Here is a 1960-nt window from a genome sequence, read left to right on the forward strand (position 1 = left end):
GACCCACACCCTCGGCGCGCTCGACGGGAGGTTCGTGCCGCCCGGCCCGTCCGGTTCACCCACCCGGGGCCTGGTCAACGTGCTGCCCACCGGCCGCAACTTCTACTCCGTCGACCCGAAGGCCATCCCCAGCCGCAACGCCTGGGACGTCGGGGTGGCCCTCGCCGACTCGCTGCTGGCCCGGCACCTCGCCGACACCGGCGGGTACCCCCGGTCGGTGGGGTTGACAGTGTGGGGCACCAGCGCCATGCGGACCCAGGGTGACGACATCGCCGAGGTGCTCGCGTTGCTGGGCTGCCGGCCGGTCTGGGACGACAGGTCCCGGCGGGTCACCGGCATCGAGGTGGTGCCGACCGCCGAGCTGGGCCGGCCGCGCGTCGACGTCACGGTGCGCATCTCCGGTTTCTTCCGCGACGCGTTCCCGCACGTCGTGGCGCTGCTCGACGACGCCGTCCGGCGGGTCGCCGCCCTGGACGAGCCGGACGAGGAGAACTACCTGCGCGCGCACGTCGCCGCCGACCTCGCCGAGCACGGCGACGAGCGGCGGGCCACCGCCCGGATCTTCGGCTCCAAGCCCGGCGCGTACGGGGCGGGGCTGCTGCCCCTGATCGACGCCCGGACGTGGCGCAGCGACGCCGACCTGGCCGAGGTGTACGCGGTGTGGGGCGGCTACGCGTACGGCCGGGGCCTGGACGGGCGGGAGGCGCGCGCCGACATGGAACGCTCGTTCGCCCGGATCGCGGTGGCGGTGAAGAACCAGGACACCCGCGAGCACGACATCGTCGACTCCGACGACTACTTCCAGTACCACGGCGGGATGGTGGCGATGGTCCGCCACCTCACCGGCACGTCACCGCAGGCGTACGTGGGTGACTCGGCGATGCCGCACGACGTGCGCACCCGCACGCTGGGTGAGGAGACCCGGCGGGTGTTCCGGGCCCGGGTGGTCAACCCGAAGTGGATCGCCGCGATGCGCCGGCACGGCTACAAGGGCGCGTTCGAGCTGGCGGCCACAGTGGACTACCTGTTCGGCTACGACGCCACCGCTGGTGTCGTCGACGACTGGATGTACGAACACCTGGCCGCCGCGTACCTCTTCGACGACACCACCCGGGAGTTCCTGGAGCGGTCCAACCCGTGGGCGCTGCGCGGCATCACCGAGCGGCTGTTGGAGGCCGCCGACCGGGGGCTGTGGGCCGCACCGGAGCCGAGCACCCTCGACCGGCTGCGCGACACGTACCTGGCCAGCGAGGGCGACCTGGAGGACCGGGCGTGAGCGCGAGGAGTGAGCCGGTTTTGCGAGCCTCGCAGTCGCGAACGAAAGGAGGCGCCGTGGCGACTTATCCCTTCAGCGCGGTGCTCGGTATGGCCGACATGCGGTTGGCCCTGCTGCTCAACGCGGTCTCCCCGGCGATCGGCGGGGTCCTGGTCCGGGGCGAGAAGGGCACCGCGAAGTCCACCGCCGTGCGGGCCCTCGCCGCGCTGCTGCCCCCGGTGCGCCAGGTGGCCGGTTGCCGGTTCGGTTGTGACCCGGCCGGGCCCGACCCGGCCTGCCCGGACGGCCCGCATCCGGCCGACGCCGCCGCCGAGACCCGCCCGGCCCGCCTGGTCGAGCTGCCGGTGGGCGCCGCCGAGGACCGGGTGGTCGGCGCGCTGGACCTGGAGAAGGCGATCGGCGAGGGGGTCCGCGCGTTCGAGCCGGGTCTGCTCGCCGCCGCGCACCGGGGGGTGCTCTACGTCGACGAGGTCAATCTGCTGCACGACCACCTGGTCGACCTGCTGCTCGACGCGGCGGCGATGGGCCGCAGCCACGTGGAGCGGGAGGGCGTCTCGGTCAGCCACGCGGCCCGGTTCCTGCTGGTCGGCACGATGAACCCGGAGGAGGGCGAGCTGCGCCCGCAGTTGCTCGACCGGTTCGGGCTCACCGTGGAGGTGAACGCCAGCCGGGACCCGGAGATCC

Annotated in this window: 1 protein-coding gene and 1 pseudogene; both read left to right on the top strand. The window is 73.6% G+C overall.

The genetic code is table 11. The annotated features are described in order from the left end of the window. Positions 1–1276, top strand: a 1276-nt coding sequence (locus KBX53_RS31390; protein ID WP_210863376.1) for a cobaltochelatase subunit CobN, incomplete at its 5' end; no start/stop codon positions are given. Between the two features lie 65 nt (positions 1277–1341). Then, positions 1342–1960 (top strand): annotated as a pseudogene (locus KBX53_RS31395) (ATP-binding protein); the annotation flags it as partial.

This window comes from Micromonospora sp. M51 (assembly GCF_018070305.1).
Taxonomy (GTDB): domain Bacteria; phylum Actinomycetota; class Actinomycetes; order Mycobacteriales; family Micromonosporaceae; genus Micromonospora; species Micromonospora parva.